The sequence below is a fragment of the Novosphingobium sp. NBM11 genome, from assembly GCF_015390225.1.
Classification (GTDB): domain Bacteria; phylum Pseudomonadota; class Alphaproteobacteria; order Sphingomonadales; family Sphingomonadaceae; genus Novosphingobium.
The window spans coordinates 4,042,150-4,066,726 of the sequence record NZ_VUOG01000001.1; the positions used below are offsets into that span (position 1 = coordinate 4,042,150).

The 24,577-nt window shown below is 65.3% G+C and carries 25 protein-coding genes and 1 tRNA gene; 16 read left to right on the forward strand and 10 right to left on the reverse strand.

The window, feature by feature from the left end; translation table 11 throughout:
- Positions 1–76 precede the first annotated feature (76 nt).
- The 3 genes from F1640_RS19565 to F1640_RS19575 all read right to left on the reverse strand — a co-directional run bounded on the left by F1640_RS19565 (position 77) and on the right by F1640_RS19575 (position 867).
- Complete coding sequence (locus F1640_RS19565; RefSeq protein ID WP_194920866.1) at positions 77–271, reverse strand: Flp family type IVb pilin; 195 nt, start codon at positions 269–271, stop codon at positions 77–79.
- A gap of 153 nt (positions 272–424) precedes the next feature.
- A complete protein-coding gene (locus F1640_RS19570; protein ID WP_194920867.1) occupies positions 425–616 on the reverse strand; it encodes a Flp family type IVb pilin in 192 nt (63 codons plus the stop codon).
- Between the two features lie 95 nt (positions 617–711).
- On the reverse strand, positions 712–867 hold the full coding sequence (locus F1640_RS19575; RefSeq protein ID WP_255530414.1) for a Flp family type IVb pilin: 156 nt from the start codon (positions 865–867) through the stop codon (positions 712–714).
- Positions 868–1,033: 166 nt separating this feature from the next.
- Between F1640_RS19575 and F1640_RS19580 the strand changes: the two genes are divergently transcribed.
- The 9 genes from F1640_RS19580 (at position 1,034) to F1640_RS19620 (ending at position 9,465) form a co-directional block, all read left to right on the forward strand.
- A complete protein-coding gene (locus F1640_RS19580; protein ID WP_194920869.1) occupies positions 1,034–1,435 on the forward strand; it encodes a (deoxy)nucleoside triphosphate pyrophosphohydrolase in 402 nt (133 codons plus the stop codon).
- Between the two features lie 41 nt (positions 1,436–1,476).
- Positions 1,477–1,553 (forward strand) — tRNA-Arg (locus F1640_RS19585).
- A 382-nt stretch (positions 1,554–1,935) separates the two neighbouring features.
- Entirely contained in the window at positions 1,936–3,105 is a 1,170-nt protein-coding gene (gene pdhA, locus F1640_RS19590; protein ID WP_194920871.1) for a pyruvate dehydrogenase (acetyl-transferring) E1 component subunit alpha, read from the forward strand.
- A gap of 1 nt (position 3,106) precedes the next feature.
- Positions 3,107–4,465: a pyruvate dehydrogenase complex E1 component subunit beta gene (locus tag F1640_RS19595; RefSeq protein WP_194920872.1), complete on the forward strand. Its 1,359-nt coding sequence runs from the start codon at positions 3,107–3,109 to the stop codon at positions 4,463–4,465.
- A gap of 78 nt (positions 4,466–4,543) precedes the next feature.
- On the forward strand, positions 4,544–5,113 hold the full coding sequence (locus F1640_RS19600; RefSeq protein WP_194920873.1) for a hypothetical protein: 570 nt from the start codon (positions 4,544–4,546) through the stop codon (positions 5,111–5,113).
- A 190-nt stretch (positions 5,114–5,303) separates the two neighbouring features.
- Positions 5,304–5,771, forward strand: coding sequence for a hypothetical protein (locus F1640_RS19605; RefSeq protein WP_194920875.1), 468 nt, complete (start codon positions 5,304–5,306; stop codon positions 5,769–5,771).
- Positions 5,772–5,848: 77 nt separating this feature from the next.
- A complete protein-coding gene (locus F1640_RS19610; protein WP_194920877.1) occupies positions 5,849–6,646 on the forward strand; it encodes a hypothetical protein in 798 nt (265 codons plus the stop codon).
- Positions 6,647–6,715: 69 nt separating this feature from the next.
- Complete coding sequence (locus F1640_RS19615) at positions 6,716–8,065, forward strand: IS1380 family transposase (protein WP_194917264.1); 1,350 nt, start codon at positions 6,716–6,718, stop codon at positions 8,063–8,065.
- 212 nt (positions 8,066–8,277) lie between these two features.
- Complete coding sequence (locus tag F1640_RS19620; protein ID WP_194920879.1) at positions 8,278–9,465, forward strand: S9 family peptidase; 1,188 nt, start codon at positions 8,278–8,280, stop codon at positions 9,463–9,465.
- 39 nt (positions 9,466–9,504) lie between these two features.
- Here the strand turns inward: F1640_RS19620 and trmFO are convergent, their stop codons facing one another.
- Positions 9,505–10,863: a methylenetetrahydrofolate--tRNA-(uracil(54)-C(5))-methyltransferase (FADH(2)-oxidizing) TrmFO gene (gene trmFO, locus F1640_RS19625; RefSeq protein ID WP_194920881.1), complete on the reverse strand. Its 1,359-nt coding sequence runs from the start codon at positions 10,861–10,863 to the stop codon at positions 9,505–9,507.
- A gap of 72 nt (positions 10,864–10,935) precedes the next feature.
- Here trmFO and F1640_RS19630 point away from each other — a divergent pair, with 72 nt between their 5' ends.
- Complete coding sequence (locus F1640_RS19630; protein ID WP_194920882.1) at positions 10,936–11,607, forward strand: lysoplasmalogenase family protein; 672 nt, start codon at positions 10,936–10,938, stop codon at positions 11,605–11,607.
- A 12-nt stretch (positions 11,608–11,619) separates the two neighbouring features.
- On the opposite strand, the gene F1640_RS19635 is transcribed toward F1640_RS19630, so the two are convergent.
- Positions 11,620–11,970, reverse strand: a complete 351-nt coding sequence (locus F1640_RS19635; RefSeq protein ID WP_125955539.1) for a DUF952 domain-containing protein — start codon at positions 11,968–11,970, stop codon at positions 11,620–11,622.
- Positions 11,967–14,702, reverse strand: coding sequence for a DNA gyrase subunit A (gene gyrA, locus F1640_RS19640; protein WP_194920886.1), 2,736 nt, complete (start codon positions 14,700–14,702; stop codon positions 11,967–11,969). The genes F1640_RS19635 and gyrA overlap by 4 nt, the downstream gene beginning before the upstream one ends.
- Positions 14,703–15,022: 320 nt before the next feature.
- Here gyrA and F1640_RS19645 point away from each other — a divergent pair, with 320 nt between their 5' ends.
- Positions 15,023–16,366, forward strand: a complete 1,344-nt coding sequence (locus tag F1640_RS19645) for a hypothetical protein (RefSeq protein WP_223806397.1) — start codon at positions 15,023–15,025, stop codon at positions 16,364–16,366.
- Between the two features lie 83 nt (positions 16,367–16,449).
- Here the strand turns inward: F1640_RS19645 and F1640_RS19650 are convergent, their stop codons facing one another.
- Positions 16,450–17,103, reverse strand: a complete 654-nt coding sequence (locus F1640_RS19650; RefSeq protein ID WP_125955541.1) for a carbonic anhydrase — start codon at positions 17,101–17,103, stop codon at positions 16,450–16,452.
- Positions 17,104–17,169: 66 nt separating this feature from the next.
- Here F1640_RS19650 and lipA point away from each other — a divergent pair, with 66 nt between their 5' ends.
- Positions 17,170–18,114: a lipoyl synthase gene (lipA, locus tag F1640_RS19655; RefSeq protein WP_194920890.1), complete on the forward strand. Its 945-nt coding sequence runs from the start codon at positions 17,170–17,172 to the stop codon at positions 18,112–18,114.
- A 6-nt stretch (positions 18,115–18,120) separates the two neighbouring features.
- Positions 18,121–18,582, forward strand: a complete 462-nt coding sequence (locus tag F1640_RS19660) for a type II toxin-antitoxin system RatA family toxin (protein WP_124807376.1) — start codon at positions 18,121–18,123, stop codon at positions 18,580–18,582.
- Here F1640_RS19660 and F1640_RS19665 read toward each other — a convergent pair.
- The 3 genes from F1640_RS19665 to F1640_RS19675 are packed head-to-tail and all read right to left on the reverse strand — an operon-like array spanning position 18,543 to position 20,818.
- Positions 18,543–19,046: a CinA family protein gene (locus F1640_RS19665; RefSeq protein ID WP_124807375.1), complete on the reverse strand. Its 504-nt coding sequence runs from the start codon at positions 19,044–19,046 to the stop codon at positions 18,543–18,545. The genes F1640_RS19660 and F1640_RS19665 overlap by 40 nt on opposite strands.
- 18 nt (positions 19,047–19,064) lie before the next feature.
- Positions 19,065–19,622: a hypothetical protein gene (locus F1640_RS19670; protein WP_125955546.1), complete on the reverse strand. Its 558-nt coding sequence runs from the start codon at positions 19,620–19,622 to the stop codon at positions 19,065–19,067.
- Between the two features lie 11 nt (positions 19,623–19,633).
- Entirely contained in the window at positions 19,634–20,818 is a 1,185-nt protein-coding gene (locus tag F1640_RS19675) for a bifunctional 2-C-methyl-D-erythritol 4-phosphate cytidylyltransferase/2-C-methyl-D-erythritol 2,4-cyclodiphosphate synthase (protein ID WP_194920891.1), read from the reverse strand.
- Positions 20,819–20,900: 82 nt separating this feature from the next.
- On the opposite strand from F1640_RS19675, the gene dusB reads away from it, so the two are divergent.
- Genes dusB through F1640_RS19690 form a run of 3 tightly spaced genes read left to right on the forward strand, consistent with a single transcriptional unit; the run spans position 20,901 to position 24,504 of the window.
- Positions 20,901–21,917: a tRNA dihydrouridine synthase DusB gene (gene dusB, locus F1640_RS19680; RefSeq protein WP_194920893.1), complete on the forward strand. Its 1,017-nt coding sequence runs from the start codon at positions 20,901–20,903 to the stop codon at positions 21,915–21,917.
- Positions 21,914–23,035 (forward strand): nitrogen regulation protein NR(II), encoded by a 1,122-nt coding sequence (locus F1640_RS19685; RefSeq protein WP_194920895.1) that lies wholly within the window; start codon positions 21,914–21,916, stop codon positions 23,033–23,035. Before dusB ends, F1640_RS19685 begins: the two co-directional genes overlap by 4 nt.
- Positions 23,032–24,504, forward strand: a complete 1,473-nt coding sequence (locus F1640_RS19690; RefSeq protein WP_194920903.1) for a sigma-54 dependent transcriptional regulator — start codon at positions 23,032–23,034, stop codon at positions 24,502–24,504. The genes F1640_RS19685 and F1640_RS19690 overlap by 4 nt, the downstream gene beginning before the upstream one ends.
- Positions 24,505–24,577 lie beyond the last annotated feature (73 nt).

Sequence of the window (24,577 nt, forward strand, 5' to 3'; positions counted from 1 at the left end):
CCACCTCAGGGCGACAAACAGAAACGGCCGGCGTGAAGCCGGCCGTTTCGTTCGTGTCAGGCAAGGCGACGGACGATCAAATCGTCTTGGCCGCGGCCTTGGTGTTGGCGTTGTTCATCTTGCCCGACACCGTGTTGAAGGTGTTGGTCAGCGAATTGCCGAGCGAACCCATCGCGGTGATGGCGCCGACGGCGATGAGCGCGGCGATCAGGCCGTATTCGATCGTGGTTGCAGCTTCTTCGTCGCGCAGCAGCGCGTGGAAGAGCTTCACGGCCGGTCCCCTTTTCGGATGCCTTGCGGTGCAGCCTTCCGGCGGTGACGGACGCCGGGCGAGGGGCTGCAGCGAAAAAGGCGGCCGGCGATTGCGCCGACCGCCTCTTTGGCTTGGATCGCGGTCCAGGACCGCGACCGATCACGTCTGCGATTAGTTCTTCGCAGCAGCGGCCGTGTTGGCGTTGTTCATCTTGCCCGACACCGTGTTGAAGGTGTTGGTCAGCGAGTTGCCGAGCGAACCCATCGCGGTGATGGCGGCGACGGCGATGAGGGCGGCGATCAGGCCGTATTCGATGGCGGTCGCGCCTTCTTCGTTCGCGAGCAGATCACGGAAAAGCTTCATGTCAGGTCTCCTTAAGCGTCTTCTTGTTCCCGACCCGCTCCGTGTTGTCCCTGGAGCAGGTAGGGCTGAATTAGGCGGCATTTCCTAAAACGACGTTAATTGGCCGCGGCGCTGTTCGATGCGTTTTCGACCGAATGCCACAGGGCAACCATCTGGTTGGTGAAGTTGTTCATGCCCCCAATAATGGCAAGCGCGATGAATCCCACCAGCAAGCCGTATTCAACGGCCGTGGCGGCGCTTTCATCGCGCATAATTTTATGCCACAATTCCAACATATTACTTGGCCCCCGCGTCACGGTGGCGAAAGGTTACGGGATTGTTCCTAAAATTTGATTTACGAAAAGTTTCGGGCCTTCCAGCGGAGCCGGTTGTCGCGTCCTTTGCGATCCGCCAGTATTTTTAATCCGGAGTGGATCGATGCGAATTGTTGTTGCGGCAGCCATGATCGACGGGTGGGGCAGGGTCCTGCTCCAGCGCCGTCCGGAAGGAAAACAGCATGGCGGCCTGTGGGAATTCCCCGGCGGCAAAGTCGAAGCCGGCGAAGGGCCAGTCCAGGCGCTGATCCGCGAAATTGATGAGGAACTGGGTGTGACCCTGTCGGCGGCTGATATCACGCCGCTGTCGTTCGCCCACGCAGATGATTCGAGTGGCACGCCGCCGATTCTGCTGCTGCTATACGTCTGCCGTCTGTGGAAAGGGGAACCGGTCTGTGAAAAAAATGCGATGCTGAAATGGGCGGGAAGACCGGAAATATCGACGTTTCCGATGCCGCCCCTGGATGTTCCGCTGGCAAAAGCGGTGCTTGCGTTGCTGAAGTGACTTGCCAACCCGGAATCGCTCTCCTAAAGGCGCGTCTCCCGGCGCCCGTAGCTCAGCTGGATAGAGCATCAGACTACGAATCTGAGGGTCGGACGTTCGAATCGTTCCGGGCGCGCCATTCCCCCGAAAGGGTGGAAATGTTCAGGCCGGCCAGGTTATCCTGGTCGGCCTGAAACGTTTTGGCGGTTCGCAATTCCGTCCTCTCGCTGCCTCTCCCGCCCTGCCTCCCTTCCGGGCGCATGACGTACCCATCTGCATCCGCAGCCCTGTCACGGTTGATTCGGATGTTGCGGGCGCGCCGTCGTGCGTCCAGCGCGTCTCCACTCCCTTGAAACGCCAAATTGAATTGTCTTTCTCACGATAATAACCAGATCGGTGTGAATAGCTATCCGGGAACGGGAGCAGGCCGGTTGGACGTTGCGGAATCCTCGCAACTGGCTCATACGCAAGCCAAGCTTCGCACGATCGAAGCCGAGGCTGCCAGAAAAAGGATCATCGACTTGGCCAAGTCCGCCAGGCCCCGCGCCGCCAAACCTGCCGCCCCCGCGACCAAACCCGCAGCAACGCGCCGCCGCACCACCAAGGCCACGCCGCCCGCCGCCGCGGAGCCGGTGATCGCTTCGGCGGCGGATGAACCGCTCGACGAGGCCACGTTCGCGTTGCGCAGCCTGCAACAGGCCCACGCCAACAACCGCCGGTTCGAGGCGAGCGATGACGAACTGCTGCACTTCTACGAACAGATGGTGCTGATCCGCCGGTTCGAGGAAAAGGCGGGCCAGCTCTATGGCCTCGGCCTGATCGGCGGGTTCTGCCACCTCTACATCGGGCAGGAAGCGGTCGCGGTCGGGCTCCAGTCGGCGCTCAGCGAAGGGCATGACAGCGTCATCACCGGCTATCGCGATCACGGGCACATGCTGGCCTATGGCATCGATCCCAAGGTGATCATGGCCGAACTGACCGGGCGCGGCGCGGGCATCTCGCGCGGAAAGGGCGGATCGATGCACATGTTCAGCACCGATCACAAGTTCTACGGCGGCCATGGCATCGTCGGCGCGCAGGTGCCGCTGGGTGCGGGCCTGGCCTTCGCGCACAAGTACCGCAACGACGGCGGCGTGTGCATGGCCTACTTCGGCGATGGCGCGGCCAACCAGGGCCAGGTCTATGAAACCTTCAACATGGCGGCGCTGTGGAAGCTGCCGATCGTGTTCGTGGTGGAAAACAACGGCTACGCCATGGGCACGGCGGTCAAGCGCGGTTCGGCCGAGACGCATTTCTACCGTCGCGGCACCGCCTTCCGCATCCCCGGCATCGACGTGAACGGCATGGATGTGCTGGAAGTGCGCCAGGCGGCCGAAGTGGCGCTGGAATTCGTACGGGGCGGCAACGGGCCGGTGCTGCTCGAACTCAAGACCTATCGCTATCGCGGGCACTCGATGTCGGACCCGGCCAAGTACCGCAGCCGCGAGGAAGTGCAGGAAATGCGCGAGAAGCATGATCCGATCGAGGCCGCGAAGACCGAGCTGCTGCAGCGCGGCGTGGCCGAGGACCGGATCAAGGACATCGACAAGAAAATCCGCCAGGTCGTGGCAGAAGCCGCCGATTTCGCCGAAAGCTCGCCCGAGCCGGCATTGGCCGAACTGTATACCGACGTGGTGGTGGAGCAGTACTGACATGGCGATCGAACTGAAGATGCCCGCGCTCTCGCCGACGATGGAAGAGGGCACGCTGGCCAAGTGGCTGGTCAAGGAAGGCGATGAAGTGAAGTCCGGCGATATCCTCGCCGAGATCGAGACCGACAAGGCGACGATGGAATTCGAAGCCGTGGACGAGGGCACCGTCGGCCAGATCGTCGTTCCCGAAGGGACCGAGGGCGTGAAGGTCGGCACCGTGATCGCACTGCTGCAGGGCGAGGGCGAGGATGCCGCGCCGGCACCCGCCGCCGCGCCCGCTCCGGCTCCGACCGCAACGCCGGCTCCCGCACCTGCGCCAGCTGCCGCGCCGGTTGCGGCCAAGCCCGCCGCCGATCCCGAAGTGCCCGCCGGCACCGCGATGGTTCCCACCACCGTCCGCGAAGCGCTGCGCGATGCCATGGCCGAGGAAATGCGCGCCGACAGCCGCGTGTTCGTGATGGGCGAGGAAGTGGCCGAATACCAGGGCGCCTACAAGGTCACCCAGGGGCTGCTGGACGAATTCGGCCCCCAGCGCGTGATCGACACCCCGATCACCGAATACGGCTTTGCCGGCATCGGCACCGGCGCGGCGATGGGGGGCCTGCGCCCGATCGTGGAATTCATGACGTTCAACTTCGCCATGCAGGCGATCGACCACATCATCAATTCCGCCGCCAAGACGAACTACATGTCCGGCGGCCAGATGCGCTGCCCGATCGTGTTCCGCGGCCCCAACGGCGCTGCGAGCCGCGTCGGCGCGCAGCATTCGCAGAACTACGGCCCGTGGTACGCCGCCGTCCCCGGCCTTGTCGTGATCGCGCCCTATGACGCGGCCGACGCCAAGGGCTTGATGAAGGCCGCGATCCGCAGCGAGGACCCGGTGGTGTTCCTTGAAAACGAGCTGGTCTATGGTCGCACGTTCGATGTGCCGCAGCTGGACGATTTCGTCCTGCCGATCGGCAAGGCGCGCGTGGTGCGCGAAGGCAGCGACGTTACGATCGTGTCCTATTCCATCGGCGTCGGCTACGCCCTTGAAGCGGCGGCCAAGCTTGCCGACGAGGGCATCGACGCCGAAGTGGTGGACCTCCGCACGCTGCGCCCGCTCGACAAGGAAACGGTGCTGGCCTCGCTCGCCAAGACCAACCGCCTCGTCGTGGCCGAGGAAGGCTTCCCGGTCTGCTCGATCGCGTCGGAAATCATCGCGATCTGCATGGAGGAAGGCTTCGACAATCTCGATGCCCCGGTCCTGCGCGTTGCCAACGAGGACGTGCCGCTGCCCTATGCCGCCAACCTTGAAAAGGCGGCGCTGATCGACGCCAACAAGATCGTCGAGGCGGTGAAAAAGGTCTGCTATCGCTGAGGGCGAGGGGCGCTGCGGTTTCCGCACGGCAGCGCCCGCCCCCGGCGAAGACCCTGATTTTCGATGGATCAGCCGATCATGGACTTGGCCGACCAGCTAGCCCCGCTGGAACGGTTCGCCGTGGCCTATGCCCCGGCGGCAGCGCGGGCGGCGTGGATCGGCCTGTTCGCGTTCGAACAGCGCCTGGCCGATACCGCGAAGCCGGGGCGCGATGCGCTGATGATCCAGCTACGGCTCGCGTGGTGGCGCGATCGCATGGCGCAGGAGGCCGCGCTGTGGCCACGGGGCGAACCGCTGCTGGCCGGCCTGCAGGTCTGGGATGCCGAGCGCCCGGCGCTGGGCGCGCTGGTCGATGGCTACGAGGCGCGCAACGTTGGCGAAGATGGCGGTGCCGAACTTGCCCAAGCCCGGATCGAGGCGTTCGTGGCGCTCGGCCGCCTTTCGGGCGTGAGCGATCCCGGCCCGATCCGCGCGAGCGTGGCGCAATGGCTCGATTCCGATCCCGCCGCGCCAATGCCCCGGCTGCCCCGCCCGATGCGCCCGCTGGCGATCCTGGCCGGCATGGCGCGCCGGCAGGCGAGCGGGCTGCCCGACACCGGCCTGCGCGGCTTCGGCGCGGCGCTCCGGCTCGGCCTGACCGGCCGCTGACAGGCGGCTCCCCGCCGAAGGCCCCCAAACCCATTCTAGAGCCACAATCCCCGGCTGCCATGAGCCGCCCACCTCTGGCGAACCCCCTCTGCGCTTCCGCGCGAACAAGTATCTACCAAATCGGTCCCAACTCGCCCTGCCGCACAACTCCCGCGCGCGATAGCTTGATCCGGATCGGAGGGAACGCGCGGTGAACCGGATCGTGCTGGGAGCGCTGGGCGCCTTGTTGCTGGTGGCCGCCGGCCTGTTCTGGTGGCAGGGCCGCGCGACGAATGCCGACCCGCCGCCCGCCCCCCGGCTCGCGCTCGATGCGCCCACGGCCGAGGCGGACGAATTGCCCGATGCCGACGGGGAAGGGCTGCAAGGCCCCGCACTGCCGCAGGCGACCGAGCAAACCCGCGAACAGAAGCGCTTCGACCGGCTCGACCGCGACCGCGACGGCCGCATCACCCGCAACGAGATGCTGGCCCCCCGCGTCCGCGATTTCCGCAAGCTCGACGTGGACGGCAACAACCTGCTCAGCTTCGAGGAATGGGCGGTCAAGACCGCCGACCGCTTCAAGACCGCCGACGCCAACGGCGACCAGTCCCTCACCCGCACGGAATTCGCGACGACGAAACCGAAGATGAAAAAGAAGCAGGATTGCGCGTGCAGGTGAGTTTTCTCCCCTTGACGGTTAACCCGCGATTGGCTCCGCATACAGACTACTGGCGATGGCGCGTTGGAGGATTGTTGATGACCATGCAGAGGTTGCTGGGCATTTGCGCAGCAGTGGTTCTAAGCTTTGGGAATATCGTTCCCTGTGCCATCGCATATGCTGGCTCGCCTCCACCGCTCGCGGCTTACGGGCAACTGCCCGGCGTGGAAATGATGGCACTGTCTCCGTCCGGTGAACGTCTCGCGATAGTGGGCCTGGCAGAAAACGTCCGGCGCCTCGTGGTCCTTGACGCCAACAAAAAACCGTTGCTGGCGATCCCTGTAGGGGATGCAAAGGTACGCGGGATATATTGGGCCGGGGAGGACCGGGTCCTTATCATGAAATCGGAAACGACAAAGCTGGATGCCGGCTTTTCTACCGACATGACCGAACTTTTCACGATGGTGGTGGTGCCGCTCAACGGTGACAAGCTCTGGTCTGTTTTTGCCAATGACGAAAAAATCACCGGCGGCGTTCGCGGATTTTACGGAATTCGGCAAAGGGATGGGCGCTTTTATGGATACTTTGGCGGCCTGACCTACAAGGGTGATTTTCGGTCACCGGTGGGCTACCTGACATCCGGTGGGCCGGTGCTGTACGAAGTCGATCTGCAGAACCGGCAGTCCAGAATGGTTGCCCCGCGCTTCGAGAACGACGGCTTTCGGCAATGGGTCTTGGGTAAGGATGGCAAAGTCGCGGCGACGCTGGACTATATTTCCACCAACGGAACCTGGACGATCCGCAACGCGGATGGAACGAAAATCCAGGAAGGGGCTAACCCGGCTTATTCACCGCGTTGGGCCGAGAGGGTTGGCGGGAGTGGCATAAGCCTCTGATCTGAATTAGGAACTGGGTGTCTAAGCCGAACCTGCCGCAGGGCAGAAGATGCCACAGGCCACCCCGCCATGACCGACGATACTGCAAACCCATTCCGATTCCCAGCAGTGCGCAGCCGGAAAGTCACAGCCGCCTTTGATGGTGGTCGGCTGACCTCGGACGGCGGCGTCCTGCTACTGGCACAGGCTGAGCGCGCGATGGGCATCTGCCGTCGGCTTGCCGCTTGCATAGCCGACCCGCGTGACCCTGGCCGGGTGATCCATGCGCTGCCCGACATCCTGCGCGCCCGGGTGTTCGCGATCGCTTGCGGATACGAGGATGCCGACGATCTCGACGCCCTTCGCGACGATCCCGGCTTCCGCCTGGCGCTGGGCAAGCTGCCGGGCTCCGGTGCCGGGCTTGCGAGCCAACCCACGATGAGCCGCTGGGAGAACGCGCCGACCACGCGCGAACTGGCGAAGTTGATGGCCGCCATGATCGATATCTACTGCGCCAGCTATCCCACTTCGCCGGCGGCGGTGACGTTGGATATCGATGACACCTGCGATGTCGTCCACGGCTATCAGCAGCTCTCGTTCTGGAACGGGCACCATGGCGAGCGCTGCTTCCTGCCGATCCACGTCTACGACACCGCCAGTGGCCGGCCGGTGGCGATGCTGCTTCGCACCGGCAAGACGCCATCTGGCGCCGAAGCTGCTGGCCACATCCGGCGTCTGGTGCGTCACATCCGCCGGCACTGGCCCGATACCCACCTCACCATCCGCGGTGACGGGCACTATGGCCGCCCCGAGGTCATGGCGTTCTGCGAGGCGTACGGCATCGATTACGTGTTCGGCCTGCCAACCAACGCTGCGCTGCGGGCCGATCCCGCCATCGTCGCCGTCGCCGATACCTGCGCGGTCAAGCGGGCCGAGGAGCAGCGTGTGATCCTGCGAAACTATGCCGAGACCCGCTACGGCGCCAAAAGCTGGAAGGGCCAGCGCCGCGTCGTCGCCCGGATCGAGGCCAGCACGCTGGGCATGGACATCCGCTATGTCGTCACTTCGCTGACCCAAGGCTCGGCCGAGCACATCTACGACACGCTCTACTGTGCCCGCGGCCAGGCCGAAAACCTGATCAAGCGGCACAAGACCCAGCTCGCCAGCGATCGCACCTCGTGCCGCTCGGCCAATGCCAACCAGATGCGCCTCATTCTGCACACCGCCGCCTACTGGCTCCTGTGGCGGATCCAGCAAGAAATCCCAAAATCTGCCGCGCTTGCCGTCGCCGAGTTCGCAACGATCCGCCTCCGGTTGCTCAAGGTCGCCGCCCGCGTCATTGAATCCGCAACGCGCATCCGCATCGCCTTCGCGTCAGCATGCCCCGATGCCGCCACGTTCAAGGCCGTCGCCACCAACCTTCGGCCTGCTCCTACATAGCCCGCGCGGCCGTGCCGCCGAACCGCAAGCCCCCCTCCATTAACCCCGAAAAGCCCATCGATCCCACCGCGGTGAAAAACACCGCCAGAGGCGCTCGTCCGGATCACATCACCGAAAACGCATCGCCACCCAACAAGCCCGGAACCTCAGTCTCATGAATAGGCCGGGCTAACCCGCTCGGCGATGTTGGCCTGGTTGGCTTGGGGACGACGGTGGAAACCGTCATTCTAAGCGATGAGCGTGAAAATGGGGAAGTACGCTGGTTCGAGACGCCGCTGGGTGGTGGCGCATCGAAAGAAATCCTCGCCGACGTTTACGTCCACAAATACTTCACCGACACTAATACGGGCCGGTTGATCGGGTATCAGCAGGAGGGAGATACACCAGCCTATACCTTCTCCGATCCGCGCCAGCAAAAGATCGTAAGCGCCGCAATGAAGGCATTTCCGGGTCTGATAGTTCATTTGATCGATTGGAGTGAAAATTTTGACCGGCTCGTCGTCATGACGGAAGGGGCAGACGATCCGCAAACATGGTGGAAGATTGATATTGCCAACGGCAAGGCAGAAGAGATCGGCTTTTCCTATCCGATCGATCATGCTGACGTGGGCCCGGTGCAGGTCTTCAAATACAACGCTGGAGATGGCACCGCCATCGAAGGCGTGCTGACACTCCCGCCCGGTCGCGACCCCAAAAATCTGCCTGTGGTCGTTCTTCCGCACGGCGGCCCAGCGGCTCGGGATTACCCCGGCTTCGATTGGTGGGCGCAGGCATTCGCCTCCCGTGGTTATGCAGTGCTTCAGCCCAATTTCCGCGGCTCGACCGGTTATGGCGCGGCGTTTCAGCACGCTGGTAACGGCCAATGGGGGCGGATCATGCAAAGCGACATTTCCGACGGTCTGGCCGCGCTGGCCAAACAGGGGATCGTCGATCCTAAACGTGCTTGTATCATGGGCGCCAGTTACGGCGGGTTCGCTGCACTCGCCGGAGTCACTCTGCAACATGGGATCTATCGCTGCGCGGTGTCTGTGGCAGGCGTCAGCGATGTTGCCCGTCTGGCGTCAACTAACATTGTGGGAAGTAACTATGACAAGGCAATGAGGCACGCGGTTGAACAGGAATTGGGTGCGCGGCGCGATTTGCGTGCGATCTCGCCGATCAACTTCGCTACCGCGGCGGACGCTCCGATTCTGCTGATCCATGGCAAGGACGACATCGTGGTGCCTTACGATCAGAGCAATGACATGGCGGTTGCGCTCCAGCGCGCCGGCAAGCCTGTCGAACTGGTGACTCTGACGGACGAGGATCACTGGCTTTCGCGCAGCACAACCCGGCAGGAAATGCTGGAAGCGGCTATGCGCTTCATGGAGCAGCACAACCCCGCCGATCCTGTGCGTTAACCCTTAGGGATTGCGCCGCCGCGCGTGCCGGGCGGGGGCTCAAACCCCCGCCAACAACCACTCCCCCAAGTCCCGCTTCGCCCGCGCAGTATGAGCTTCCTTGCGTTCCTTCTTCTTCACGCTGGCGTCCACCGGCGGGAACAGGCCGAAGTTCACGTTCATCGGCTGGTAGCTTTCGGCCTCGGCATCGCCGGTGATGTGCGCGAGCAGCGCGCCCAGCGCGGTGGTGCGCGGGGGCGGGGTCCAGGCGTGGCCGGCGAGTTCGTGCGCGGTCATCAGCCCGGCGAGCAGGCCGACCGAGGCGCTTTCGACGTAGCCTTCGCAGCCGGTGATCTGCCCGGCGAAGCGGATGTGCGGGCGGCTTTTCAGGCGCAGTTCCCGGTCCAGCAGCGTGGGCGAATTGAGGAAGGTGTTGCGGTGCAGCCCGCCCAGCCGTGCGAATTCCGCGTTTTCCAGGCCGGGAATGGTGCGGAACAGCCGCACCTGTTCGGCGTGCTTCAGCTTGGTCTGGAAGCCCACCATGTTCCACAGCGTGCCCAGCTTGTTGTCCTGCCGCAGCTGCACCACGGCATAGGGCCAGCGCCCGCGCGGAAATTCGGGCGTGGCGCTGTGCGGGTTGTCCAGCCCCACCGGTTTCATCGGCCCGAAGCGCAGCGTGTCCTCGCCCCGTTCGGCCATCACCTCGATCGGCATGCAGCCATCGAAATAGGGAGTGTCCGCTTCCCATTCCTTGAACGCGGTCTTGTCGCCATCGAGCAGGCCCTGCCGGAACGCGCGGTATTGGTCGCGGTTCATCGGGCAGTTGATGTAGTCCTTGGTCTCGCCCCGGTCCCACCGGCTCGCCATCCAGCACACGTCCATGTCGATGCTGTCACGGTGGACGATGGGGGCGATGGCATCGAAGAAGGCGAGCGCGTCCGCCCCGGTGGCGCCGCCGATGCTCTCGGCCAGCGCCGGCGCGGTGAGCGGGCCGGTGGCGACGATCACCGGCCCCTGCGCCGGCAGCACGTCCACCCGTTCGCGCACGATCTCCAGGTTGGGCAGCGCCGCCAGCGCCTGTTCCACCGCCGCCGAAAACACGTCGCGGTCCACGGCGAGCGCCGAGCCGGCGGGCACGCGGGCCTTTTCCGCCGCCGCCATCAGCAGACTGTCGCAGCGGCGCATTTCCTCGTGCAGCAGGCCGACGGCGTTCTTTTCGTGATCGTCCGACCGGAAGCTGTTGGAGCAGACCAGTTCGGCCAGCCCCGTGCCCTGGTGCGCCGCCGTGGTGTCGCCGCCGCCTGGCAGATTGGCGCCGCGCATTTCCGAAAGGCGCACGCGCACGCCGCGCCGGGCAAGCTGCCATGCCGCCTCGCTGCCGGCCATGCCGCCGCCGATGATGTGAACCTGATGCGTCATGCCCCGCGCATTGGCATTGCCTTGCGGCGCGGACAACCCCAAGGTGCGCGGCCATCACGCGGGAAGGACGGTATGACAGGTCGCGCATTGGCCGAGCGGCGGCCCTGGCTGCTCGCCAGCCTGGTCTTCGGCATCAGCTACTGGTTCATCGCCGGCGGGCCGGTGCCGGGGCTGTATCAGATCGCGTGGAAGGGCGCGGGCGTGGGCCTGCTCGCGGTCTATGCCTGGCTGCACCACCCTTCGCGCGGGGCGCACCGGATCGCGCTGGTCATGGCGCTGGGCGCGCTGGGCGACATGGTGCTGGAAGTGGCGTTCACCGCCGGCGCGGCGGCGTTCTTCTCGGGCCACCTCGTCGCCATCGCGCTCTACCTGCGGCACGGGCGGGGCAGGGCGGTGCGTCCGCTGGACAAGGGCATCGCGATCGCGCTGGTCGTCGGCGTGCCGGTGCTGGCCTGGCTGCTGCCGACGGATCGGGCGATGGCGATGCAGGTCGCGCTCTATGCCCTGCCGCTGGGCGGGATGGCCGCGGCGGCGTGGCTCAGCGCCTTTCCGCGCTGGCGGGTGAGCGCGGGCGCGCTGCTGTTCGTGGCTTCGGACCTGCTGATTTTCGCGCGCATGGGGCCGCTTGCCACCAGCGCGCTGCCGCACCTGTTGATCTGGCCGCTCTATTACTTCGGCCAGTTCTTGATCTGCACCGGCGTGATCGCCACGCTGCGCCGCGAAGGGGAGTTCAGCGCGGAGTAGGGCTCCGATCCCTTATCCCGCCACCGGCAGGGCGATCGTGCCGTCCGGGTGATGCCGCAGCGGACCATAGGCGATCACCGCGTCCAGCGGCAGGCCGGTGCCGTAAATGTGCGGGAACAATTGCCCCCCGCGCGAGGGTTCCCACTTCACCGCATCGCCCAGAGCGTCCAGATCGACCGTGACGATGTGCAGGTCGGTCTGCCCGGCGAAGTGCTTGCCGATCGTTTCGGCAAGCTGCCCGGCGGTGGAGAGGTGGATATAGCCGTCGGCCAGATCGACCGGCGCACCGGCGAAGCGGCCGCTATCGGCCAGCTCCGCCATCTGCGGCGCGGTCAGCACCTTGTAGGCGACGGCAGGGGTCATGCTTCGGACGGCGCCTCGCCATCGGCCGCACCTTCCGGCACTTCGCCCTCGCTGCCCTCTTCCTCGGCCAGACGCACCGCGCTGACCACATGCTCGTCATCGGCGACGTGGAACAGCCGCACGCCCGCGCTGCCGCGCCCGATCACGCGCAGCGAATCGAGCGGCAGGCGGATCAGCTTGGCCTGATCGGTAACGAGCATCAGCTGGTCGGCCTGCACCGCCGGGAAGCTCGCCACCACCGGGCCGTTGCGGCCGATGTTGTCGATATTGGTGATGCCCTGGCCGCCGCGGCCGGTGCGCCGGTATTCGTAGGCGGACGAAAGCTTGCCATAGCCGTTGGCGCAGACGGTGAGGATGAACTGCTCCTTCTCGGCCAGCTCGGCGTAGCGCTCCGCCGCCATCTGCGGTTCGCCTTCCTTCTCCGCCTTCCACGGGGCGAAGCGGAGATAGTCCTCGCGCTCGTCCTGATCCTTCACGCCGACGCGGTGGAGGATGGACAGCGAGATGACCTCGTCGCCTTCTTTCAGGGACATGCCGCGCACGCCGGTGGACGTGCGGCTCTGGAATTCGCGCACATCGTCCGCCGGGAAGCGGATGGCCTTGCCCTGCCGGCTGGCCAGCAGCACGTCATCGCCTTCGGACAGCAGCGCGACGCCGATCAGGCGATCCTCGCTCTCTTCCTCGAACTTCATCGCGTACTTCCCGTTCGACGGGATGTTGGCGAACAGATCCATGGCGTTGCGGCGCACGTTGCCTTTCGCCGTGGCGAACATGACGTGAAGCTTGCTCCATTCGCCTTCGTCCTCGGGCAGCGGCAGCACGGCGGCGATCGTCTCGCCCTGGTCAAGCGCGGGCAGCAGGTTGACCACCGGACGGCCGCGCGTGGCCGGTCCGCCTTCGGGCAGGCGCCACACCTTCAGGCGATAGACCTTGCCGGCGGTGGAGAAAAACAGAACGGGCGTGTGGGTGCTGGTGACGAACATGTTCGCCACGGCATCCTCTTCCTTCGTCGCCATGCCGGAGCGGCCCTTGCCACCCCGGTTCTGCGCGCGGAAGGTGGAGAGCGGTGTGCGCTTGATATAGCCATCGAGCGTGATCGTGACGACCATGTCCTCGCGCTCGATCAGGTCCTCGTCCTCGATCCCGTCCGCCGCCGGCGCGATCAGCGACACGCGCGGCGTGGCATAGGCATCGCGCACCTCGATCAGTTCCTGGCGCATCACGCCATAGAGCTTCACGCGGTCGGCCAGGATCGAGAGGAACTCCTCGATTGCCTTGGCCAGCACTTCCAATTCGCCGCCGATCTCGTCGCGGCCGAGCGCGGTCAGGCGGTGCAGGCGCAGATCGAGAATGGCGCGAACCTGCGTTTCCGACAGGCGATAGCTTTCGCCGCCGATGCTGGCATCATCCTCGATCGCTTCGACCAGCCGGATATAGGGCGCGATCTCGCCCATCGGCCATTCGCGGGCGAGCAGCGTTTCGCGCGCCAGCGCGGGATTGGCCGATCCCCGGATGATCCGCACGACTTCGTCGAGATTGGTGACCGCGATGACGAGGCCGAGCAGGATATGCGCCCGGTCCCGCGCCTTGTTCAGTTCGAACTTGGTGCGCCGCGTGATCACTTCCTCACGGAAGCGAACGAAGGATTCGATGATGTCCTTCAGGCTGAGGATTTCCGGGCGGCCGCCACGGATCGCCAGCATGTTGGCCGGGAAGTTCGATTGCGCGGGCGTGTTGCGCCAGAGTTGGTTCAGCACCACTTCGGGCGTGGCGTCGCGCTTGAGGTCGATAACCACGCGCACGCCTTCGCGGTTGGATTCATCGCGGATGTCCGAGATGCCCTCGATCCGCTTGTCCTTGGCCGCTTCGGCGATCTTCTCGACCAGGCCGGACTTGCCGACCTGATACGGGATCGAGGTGAGCACGATCGAGCGGCGATCGCCCCGGCCTTCCTCGATCTTGTGGCAGGCGCGCATGATGATCGAGCCGCGGCCTTCGTGATAGGCCTTGCGCGCTCCGGCCGCGCCCAGGATCAGCGGCGCGGTTGGGAAGTCCGGCCCCGGAATGATCTCGATCAGTTCGTCGATCGTGATCAGCGGGTTGTCCATGTAGGCAAGGCAGCCGTCGATCACCTCGCCCAGGTTGTGCGGCGGAATGTTGGTCGCCATACCGACGGCGATGCCGCCCGCGCCGTTGACCAGCAGGTTGGGGAAGCGCGCGGGCAGAACCGAGGGTTCCTGCCGCGACCCATCGTAGTTGTCGGTGAAATCGACGGTATCCTTGTCGAGATCGTCGAGCAGCGAATTGGCCACGCGCGCCAGCCGCGCCTCGGTATAGCGCATCGAGGCCGGCGGATCGGGGTCCATCGAGCCGAAGTTGCCCTGGCCGTCGATCAGCGGCAGGCGCATCGACCAGTTCTGCGTCATGCGCGCTAGCGCATCATAGATCGCGCTGTCGCCGTGCGGGTGATAGTTGCCCATCACGTCGCCGACGATCTTGGCCGATTTGCGATAGGGCCGCCCGGCGACGAAGCCGCCTTCCTGGCTGGCGAAAAGAATGCGGCGGTGGACCGGCTTCAGGCCGTCGCGCACGTCGGGCAGCGCGCGGCTGACGATCACGCTCATCGCGTAATCGAGATAGCTGGTCTTCATTTCATCGACGATGTCGATCCGCTGGAATTCGGGTTCCGGCGCGGGGGCAGGGGGATCGATGATGGTGGTGTCGTCGCTCACGTCGGTGGCTATTTCGCTCTGGTTGTGGGAATTGATGACCGGCCCTAGGACAATCGGGCGGGAATGGCCAGCAACGCCGGGAATTTCGGGCCGTTACGGGGGTAGTTTTCCACACATGCGACAGGTTGACCGTGTTGCGGGACGAAGTGCCGTTCAATCGCGGTTCACTGCGCAAAAGGTATCGCCGGAGCGGTTGCAAAGGTCATGATTCCGCGCCACTAGCGGAGCCGGCCACAAGTCAACGAACGCCGGCCGGGGCAGGGTGCAAAAGCGATTTCACAACGCTTGCCTTCGGGTTTCCGGGTCGAACAGGAGAATGCATGATGCGGGTTTCTTTCGGGAAGTTTGCCAAGGGTGGTGCAGCCCGCATGGCGCTGGCGACCGCGCTGGCAACCGGCCTTGTCGCGGGTGGAGCGACGCTGGGCGCGACAGCCGCCGTCGCCAAGGAAAAGGAAGCGGCCAAGGCCGGCGCCTTCTCCAAGGAATTCGTCGCCGTTGCCGGGCCTTTGCAGAAGGCTCTGGGCGATGCGGCCGCCGCCAAGGCGAAGGGCGCTTCGGACGCCGATATCAAGACGCAGCTTGCCGGCGCTCCGGCGCAGCTGGCAGCCGCCGAAGCCGCGATCAAGAACCCCACCGACCGGATGACGGCCGGCCAGTTCGCGGTGAACCTCGGCGGCATGCTGGGCGACATCGGGATGCGCGAGCGCGGCATCAAGAACATGCTCGACAGCGGGCTGGTGCCCGCCGACAAGGTCAGCGAATACCAGTTCTATCTCGGCAACTTCGCCTATACGCAGAAGGACTGGCCGGTCGCTGTCGATGCGCTGACCAAGGTCGTGCAGGCGAACTACAGCGAGGACACGGCGGCGGAGTTGCTGGCTGATGCCTACGTGCAGCAGGGCAAGTCGGCGGAAGGCCTTCAGGCGCTCAAGCTCGCCGTTGACACGCGCAAGGCCGCCGGTGGCACCGTTCCCGCCGACTGGTTCAAGCGCGCCAACCTGATCGCCTACAAGGCGAAGCTGGGGCCACAGGCGATCGAATGGTCGACGATGATGGTCGCAAACGATCCCTCGCCGATCAACTGGCTGGGAGCCGGCCAGCTGACCCGTGAATTCGGTACGTTCACCAATCAGGAATCGCTCGATCTGGGCCGCCTGATGATGCGTTCGGGGGCGTTCCAGAGCGATCCCAAGTATCTCGAACGCGAATACGTCGAATATATCGAGGCCGCCGACCCGCGTCGTCTGCCGGGCGAAGTTCTGAAGGTGGCGGAAGCCGGCGTCGCCGCCGGCGTGCTGCGCGCGAACGACCAGTTCGTGGCGGATGCGATCTCGCAGGCCAAGGGCCGCATCGCGGCGGACAAGGCCTCGCTGCCCGGCCTGGAGCGCGATGCCCGCGCCGGTGCCGATGGCAAGGGTGCGCTGGCAACGGCCGACGCCTACCTGTCCTATGGCGATGCCGCCAAGGCCGAGGATCTCTACAAGCTGGCGATCCAGAAGGGCAACATCGACAAGGATCGCGCGCTGACCCGCCTGGGCATCGCCCAGTGCGATGAAGGCAAGTACGAGGAAGCCAAGGCCACCTTCGCCCAGATCACCGGTGCCGTCCGCGCGCCGCTGGCCAAGCTGTGGACGGTTTACGCGACCACCAAGGCCGCCAAGTAACCGCTGGCGCCAGGTGTATGAAAAAAGGGGGCGGCCACTGCGGTGGTCGCCCCCTTTTTTGCGTCCTTCACCCGGACAGGGGTTTACCCGACGGGATGGAAATCGCCGCTGGCTTCATCCAGCAGGTGAAGAACGCCGTCGGAAATCGCGAAGAAGGCGCCGCGCAGGATGAGTTCGCCCCTGGCCTCCTTGCGCTGGATGCACGGGAAGGTGCGCAGATTCTTGAGGCTGGCCTTGACGCCGGCCTGCTCCATCGCACGCTCGGCCGTGCGCCCGGTCGTGCCGTGCGCCTCGGCCACGGGCTCGCGCGCCTCGTCCAGCAGGGCGATCCAGTCGGCGATGAAGCCGCCTTCGCCCGGTTCTGTTCCGCGCAGTTCCTGTGTCAGCGCGGCCTTGCAGCCGCCGCACATGCCGTGGCCCATGACCACGACTTCCTTCACCTTCAGTACCTGCACCGCGAATTCCAGCGCGGCGGACACGCCGTGATGGCCGGGGGAAGTTTCGAACGGCGGCACCATCGCCGCCACGTTGCGCACCACGAACATCTCGCCGGGGTCCGTATCGAAGATCTGCGCGGGATCGACGCGGCTGTCGGAGCAGGCGATGATCATCACGCGCGGCTCCTGCCCTTCGCTCAGCTGCTGCCAGCGTTCGAGGCGAGGCGTCCATCCATGGTCACGGAAACGGCGATAGCCGGCGATGAGCTTGTCCAGCTCTGGCGATGAATCGTCTGACATGGTGAAGGCTAATGCGCGGGTCGATTGCCACTTTCAAGTGCCCGAAGATGCGCCTATCTGGACGCCATGAACGATCTAGCCTCATCGCCTCGCCCGGAACGCCAGCGCAAGCCGGACTGGATCCGCGTGAAAGCGCCGACCAGCCGCGGTTACGGCGAAACGCGCCAGCTGATGCGCGACCTTCGGCTGAACACCGTTTGCGAGGAAGCGGCCTGTCCGAACATCGGCGAATGCTGGACCAAGAAGCACGCGACCGTGATGATCCTGGGCGACGTCTGCACGCGCGCCTGTGCGTTCTGCAACGTCAAGACCGGCATGCCGCGGGCCGTCGATCCGCTTGAGCCGGATCAGGTGGCCGAAGCGGCCGCGAAGATGGGGCTGGAACATATCGTCATCACCTCGGTCGATCGCGACGACCTGCCCGATGGCGGCGCTTCGCAGTTCGTCAAAGTGATCGAGGCGCTGCGTCGCGCCACGCCGAAGACGACCATCGAAATCCTGACGCCCGATTTCCGCAACAAGATGGAAAGCGCGGTGGAATCGATCGTCGCGGCCGGGCCGGACGTGTACAACCACAACCTTGAAACCGTGCCCCGGCTCTATCCCACGATCCGGCCCGGCGCCCGTTATTACGCTTCGCTGCGTCTGCTGGAGCACGTGAAGCGGCTCGATCCGCGCATCTTCACCAAGTCGGGCATCATGCTGGGGCTGGGCGAGGAGCGCCTCGAGGTCCATCAGGTGATGGACGACATGCGTTCGGCGCAGATCGACTTCCTGACGATGGGGCAATACCTCCAGCCCACTCCCCGCCATGCCAGCGTGGCCGAGTTCGTGACGCCCAAGGCATTCGAGGCCTATGGCGCGATCGCGCGGGCCAAGGGCTTCCTGCAGGTCGCCGCCAGTCCGCTGACCCGGTCCAGCTATCACGCCGGTGACGATTTCCGCGAAATGCGCGCCACCCGTGAAGCGCAATTGGCCAAGGCCGCGCAGAAAGCCGCAGCGCAGGGCTGATCGGGCGTGCCGCATATCGCCGAGAAGCGGCGCCTGCCCTGGTCGCCCGAACAGATGTTCGATCTGGTGGCGGACGTGCGCCGCTATCCCGAATTCCTGCCATGGGTCGTCGCCACACGCATCCGTTCGGAAAACGAGTCGGAAATGATCGCGGACATGCTGGTGGGCTTCAGCGCGCTGAAGGAGAAGTTCACCTCGCGCGTGCGGTTCGATCGTCCGCGGGGAATCGTCGTCGAATACCTCGACGGCCCGTTGCGCAAGCTGGAGAACAACTGGGCCTTCGCGCCGGATGGGGAAGGGGGCTGCATCGTCGATTTCCAGGTCGACTTCGCGTTCCGCAACGTCATTTTCGAAAAGCTTGCCGGGCAGTACCTCGACAGCGCCTTCCGCAAGATGGTGGCCGCGTTCGAGACGCGGGCGGAAGCGCTTTACGGCAGCAGCAGGTCCAGCGCGACCAGCGTTGCCTGACGGCGCACGTCCGCGCGCGTCTTCGCGTCCTCGAAGAACTTCATCTCGGCATTGACCGCTTCCGGGTCCTCGCCGCGTTCGGCCTTGGCGAAAACGACCGTCCCCACCGGCTTCTGCGGCGATCCCCCGTCCGGCCCGGCAACGCCGGTGATCGCCACCGCCACGTCCGCGCCGGAATGCTTGAGCGCTCCCTGCGCCATCGACCAGGCGACGGCGACCGAGACCGCGCCGAACGTGTCGATCACGTCCATGGCCACGCCCAGCATCTCGTTCTTGGCTTCGTTGGAATAGGTCACGAAACCGCGATCGAGCACGGCCGAACTGCCGGCGATTTCGGTCAGCGCGGCAGCGACTAGCCCGCCGGTGCAGCTTTCGGCCACGGCCACCTTGCGGCCGGCAGCCAGATTAGTCTCGATCACGCGGCGCGCCAGATCGGCGATGTCGGCGGGAAGCAGGTTGTCCATGAAATCGGGCTTTCGGTGTCAATTCTGCGCGGGGCAGATCAACAGCTTGGGAGTCTTGCCGGGCTTGGGCTTGTCCGCGACAGACAGGATGAAGGTGATCAGTTCGGCGGTGTTTTCCGGCGGCAGCGGCGCCAGCAGCCGGGCACCACGTTCGATGGCGACGCATTGATCCGGCTTGATCCCGCTGCCGACCAACTGGCCGACCATGCCTTCCGCAAAGGGTTGAAGCGCCTCGTCAGGCATCTTGGCGAGAAGATCGCGCGTCTGGGCATCGCCCTTGTCCCCGCCCAGCTTGAACAGGGCGGCCTTGGCCGTGGGCCAGGCGGCGGCCTTGCCCGCCGCATAGCGGGCCACAAGCGACCGGCCCTGCGTGGCGAAATAGCCGTTGGGGGAAAGCTGAGGCTGGCAGGTGGTGATGGCGCTGTTCATCACGGTCGGCAGCGCGAACGTGACAAGGCCCGTCACTTCCCGTTCGGTCAGGCAATTCTGCGCCAGAGCGGCCTGCGACTGGAGAACAAGCGCGGCACCCGCGACCAGCGTCGCGGCGATTCTGGTGGAAGAACTGACAGGACGCATGGCGTTTCCTTTCACTGGACCGGAACGACGGTGGCGACGGCTTGTGCGGCGATGCCTTCACCCCGTCCGGTCATGCCAAGCCGTTCGGTGGTCGTGGCCTTCACGCTCACCCGGCCAATGTCAATTGCAAGAATCTCCGCCAGCCTTGCGCGCATCGTCGCCTTGTGCGGGCCGATTTTGGGCGCCTCGCAGATGATCGTGACGTCAACATGCGCGATGGCGTGGCCGGATTGCGCGACAAGCTCGGCCGCGTGCGCCAGGAACCGGTCGGAAGAAGCGCCTTTCCAGCGGGCATCGGACGGCGGAAAATGGTCGCCGATGTCGCCGGCGGCGATGCTGCCAAGCAGCGCATCCACCAGCGCATGGATCGCCACATCGGCATCGCTGTGCCCGGACAGGCCGTGGGTGTGATCGATGCGCAGCCCGCATAGCCACAGTTCCTCGCCGGGGACGAGGCGATGGACGTCAAAGCCCGATCCTGTGCGGGGATAAGGAATCGTCACCGCGTTCTCCTGAAGGTCACTCTCTCGAAGGTCACTGGCGAATGTGACCTTGCGCAGCCTTTCCTCACCCTGAACCAGCGCGACCGCGTGCCCGGCGGCGACGGCGACCTGCGCGTCATCACCCGCTTCGGCTTCGCCCTGCCAGGCACGGTGCGCGGCTAGGATCACCGGGTAGCGGAACGCCTGGGGCGTCTGCACTCTATAAAGCCCTTCGCGCCGCGCCGGTTCCAGCATCATGCCGTCTCCGCCGCGCACGAGGCTGTCGACGACAGGAAGGACCGGAATGGCCGCTTCGTGCCGGGTCAGCGCTTCCACCAGCGCCGCGATCACGCTTTCCGGCAGATCGGGGCGGGCTGCATCGTGGATCAGCACCAGGTCGGGGGCGTCGGCTTCGAGCGCTTCCAGCGCGGCGCGCACCGAAAGCTGGCGTGTGGCGCCACCCGCCACAAGGCGGACATCGGAAATCCCGGCGAGCGACTCCTCGGCGGTTGCACGCCAGTTCTCCGGAATGGCGACGACGATGGGAGCGATGCCTGCGTCCGCCATCCGCTTCACCGAATGGCGGACAAGCGGTGCGCCGCGCCACTGGGCGAACTGCTTGGGGACAGAGCCACCGGCGCGCAGACCTTGGCCAGCCGCGACGACAACGGCCGCGACTCGCTTGCCGGCCGGATCGGGAAACGTGTGGTTCATGCGTGCGCGCCTCTATCAGCCTTGCCGTGCGCCCCGCAATGGACTAAGCGCTGCCTGTTTTTTAGGCAGATTTGTACATACGATGAGCACGCTCCCGCATCCTCCGCGCCTCGCACCGCTTCAGGTCGGGCCGGTGCGTATCGATTGCCCGGTGATCCTGGCCCCGATGACCGGGGTTACGGACATGCCCTTTCGCACGCTCGTGCGGCGCTTCGGATCGGGCCTTAACGTTACCGAGATGATCGCCAGCCCGGCGATGATCCGCGAAACCCGGCAATCGCTGCAGAAGGCCGCCTGGGATGCCGTGGAGGAGCCGGTTTCGCTCCAGCTGGCCGGTTGCAACCCGGTCGAGATGGCGGAAGCGGCGAAACTGAACGCCGATCGTGGCGCCGCGATCATCGACATCAACATGGGCTGCCCGGTGAAGAAGGTGGTCAACGGCGATGCCGGATCGGCTCTGATGCGCGATCTGCCGCTGGCCGCTTCGCTGATAGAGGCGACGGTGAAGGCGGTGGACGTGCCCGTTACCGTCAAGATGCGCATGGGCTGGGATCACAACGCGCTGAACGCGCCCGAACTGGCGCGGATCGCCGAGGATCTCGGCGCCAAGCTGATCACCGTTCACGGCCGCACGCGCAACCAGATGTACAAGGGCAGCGCGGACTGGGCCTTTGTGCGCAAGGTCAAGAAAGCGGTATCGCTGCCGGTCATCGTCAACGGCGACATCTGCGGCATCGAGGACGTGGCCACCGCGCTGGAACAGAGCGGCGCCGATGGCGTGATGATCGGGCGCGGCGCCTATGGCAAGCCGTGGCTGCTGGGGCAGGTGATGCACTGGCTCCAGACCGGCCAGTTGCGGGCCGATCCATCGATCGACGAACAGTATCGGCTGATCGTGGAACACTACCAGGCCATGCTCGATCACTACGGCGCGGAAACCGGAGTGAAAATGGCGCGCAAGCATCTTGGCTGGTACACCAAGGGGCTGCCCGGATCGGCCGAATTCCGCAACCGGGTGAACTTCATCGATGACCCGCGCGAAGTGCTCGATAGCCTGGCGCGCTTCTACGCGCCCGCGGAGCATCGCGCGGCGGCATGACCGGGGCGGCGGACTGGCGCCTGCCCGACGCGGCCAGGCCGGATGCCAAGCGCCTGATCGGCAGCATGCCGATGGCGGTTCTGCTGATCGCGCCCGACCTGTCGATCGTCTCCGCCAACCCGGCCGCCGAACAGTTGACGGGGCAGGGAGCGAGCCGCCTCGTGGGGCGCCGCGTGTCGAGCCTGTTCGAGTTCGACGAACCACTGATCATGAACCGTCTCACGGAAGGCGAGGCGCAGCTTTCCGCGCGCGACGCGCAAGTTCGGATCAACAACCAGCCCGCGCGCAGGCTTGACGTCATGACCGCGCCGGTGGCGCATACCCCGGGCTGGCAATTGCTCGTGCTGCACGAACCCATCGGGGTCGAGGCGCTGGGCGGCAGCGTGGGCGGGGCAAGCGATCAGGGCGGGGTAACGCTGCGCGCGCCCGAAGTCTTGGCGCACGAGATCAAGAATCCGCTCGCGGGAATCAGGGGGGCGGCCCAGCTTCTCAATCGCAAACTGGAAGGAAGCGACCGGGCGCTGACGGAATTGATCACCTCGGAAGTCGACCGCATTGCGAAACTGATCGACCAGATGCAGTCGCTTTCTCGGCGCAGCCAGGAACCGGCGGTGCCGTGCAATCTGCATGAAGCGGTGCGGCGCGCGCAGGCGGTTATCGCGGCAAGCGACCCGGGCCGGGTGGTGATCGAAGAGGAGTTCGACCCGTCGCTGCCGCTGATCATGGCCAATCCCGACGCTCTGGTGCAGGTCCTGCTGAATCTTCTGACCAACGCGCGTGAGGCGTGCGAAGGGCAGACGGACCGCCGCATCGCGGTGCGCACGCGCTTCGCCAGCGGTATCCAGTTGCACACGGGGCCGGAAGGCAAACCCTTGCGCCTGCCGATCGAACTTCGCGTGAGCGATAACGGGCCTGGCATAGACCCCGCGCTGCGCGATCATATTTTCGAGCCGTTCGTCACCGCCAAGAAGCAGGGGCAGGGGCTGGGACTGGCGCTGGTGCAGAAGCTGGTGCGTGAAATGAACGGGCGGATCAGCCATGATCGGGACGAGGCACGGGGCTGGACGCATTTCCGCCTGCATCTGCCGGTGGCGGGAACGGTGAGAGGACAGGCATGAAGAAGTACGTCCTGCTGGTGGAGGACGACGCCTCGATCGCCCTGGTCATCACCGCGGCGCTGGAAGCGGAGGGCTTCCTCGTCGACCGCTGCGACAGCATCGCCGAACGCGATCGGCTGCTGGCCGGCCAGCGCTATGGGCTGATGCTGACTGACGTCATGCTGACCGATGGCGACGGCATCGAAACGCTGGGACGCGTGCGGCAGGGCTATCCGCGGCTGCCGATCATCATCCTGTCCGCCCAGAACACGCTGGATACCGCCGTGCGTGCCAGTGATACCGGCGCCTTCGAATATTTCCCGAAGCCTTTCGATCTTGAGGAACTTGTCCGCACCGTGCGCCAGGCTTTTGCCTCGGCGGCGACCACGGAAACCGAGAACGAGCACGAAGACGTGCCACAGGCGCTGCCGCTGGTCGGGCGCAGCCAGGCCATGCAGGCGGTCTATCGCATGATCACGCGCGTCCTGCGCAACGATCTCACCGTCCTGATCCTGGGTGAGTCCGGAACGGGCAAGGAACTGGTCGCCGAAGCGGTCCACCAACTTGGCAATCGCTCCGCCGGGCCGTTCGTGGCGGTGAACACCGCAGCCATTCCCGGAGAACTGATCGAAAGCGAACTGTTCGGCCACGAAAAAGGCGCGTTCACAGGCGCGGTGGCGCGCCATGTCGGCAAGTTCGAGCAGGCGAGCGGCGGCACGCTGTTCCTCGACGAAATCGGCGACATGCCGATGCAGGCGCAGACCAGGTTGCTGCGCGCGCTCCAGTCCGGGCGGATCCGCCGCGTCGGCGGGCGTGACGAAATCACGCTGGATTGCCGTATCATCGCGGCCACCAACAAGGATCTGCTACCGATGATCGCGGCCGGGCAGTTCCGCGAAGATCTGTACTACCGGCTTGCGGTCGTGCCGATCGAATTGCCCCCCTTGCGCGATCGGGCGGACGATATCGAGGCGTTGTCGCGCCATTTCCTGTTCCAGGCCGCGTCCGAAGGGCTGCCGCGCCGCCAGCTTTCGCCCGGCGGCGTGGCCTTGCTCGCCCAGCAACCGTGGCGCGGCAACGTGCGTGAACTGCGCAACTTCATCTATCGCCTCGCGCTGCTGGCGCGCGATGAAGTGATTGACGCCAGCGCGATCGAGCCCCTGCTGATCCAGGACGGTCCGGCATCCCCTAGGCCCGTCGAAGACATCGGCGCGCACCCCACGGCCAGCGGTGGCACGACGGGTGAGGGCGGGGCGACGGATTTCGCCTCTGCGCTGGCGCACTGGTTGGAGCAGGCGCGTCCCGCAGCCGGCGCTCTCTATGACGAGGCGTTGGCCGCTTTCGAGAAGCCGCTGTTCCTTCATGCCTTGTCGCAGACCGGCGGAAACCAGCTGCGCGCGGCCCACTTGCTGGGGATCAATCGCAACACCTTGCGCAAACGTCTGGCCGAACTGGGCATCCATCCCGACGAGGCGATCCAGCGCGTCTGATTCCCGGATCGTTCCACCTCCCGCCGAACGGCAGAATTTACTTGCGCTTGTGCAACAGCGGTGTTGTATATGA